Below are 341 nucleotides of genomic sequence, written 5' to 3'. Positions count from 1 at the left end.
TTTTAGCGCAGCGTACATACGCTCGCTTTGCATTGGGAAGGTGCCGTGAGATTAAGGGTGGGTCTTCTTCCCCATATAATTAAATTAACAAGCGCGGCATAAACCGCGCTTTCAATTTACTCTGATACAGAAGGTTCAGTATTTGCTTGAGCATCGCTTACAGGAGCTTCGTCACTTAACAAGTATTTATCCAGCCACTGCTCTTGTTCCCATAAAACATGTAATAAGCTTTTACGGGCACGATAACCATGGGCTTCGTAAGGTAACATCACTAAACGCGCTTCTTTACCTAAACCTTTTAGCGCAGCGTACATACGCTCGCTTTGCATTGGGAAGGTGCC

Annotated in this window: 1 protein-coding gene; it reads right to left on the bottom strand. The window is 44.9% G+C overall.

Annotation, left to right across the window (positions count from 1 at the left end; genetic code table 11):
- Positions 1-116 precede the first annotated feature (116 nt).
- Positions 117-341: S9 family peptidase (locus tag H5162_RS21170; protein WP_182779456.1), on the bottom strand; the 225-nt coding region annotated here is incomplete at its 5' end.

Origin of the sequence: Pseudoalteromonas sp. SR41-8, from assembly GCF_014163915.1 — a bacterium.
Taxonomy (GTDB): Bacteria; Pseudomonadota; Gammaproteobacteria; order Enterobacterales; family Alteromonadaceae; genus Pseudoalteromonas; species Pseudoalteromonas rhizosphaerae.
Note: the sequence above shows the minus strand (reverse complement) of the source record. Positions and strands in the feature narration are given on the sequence as shown.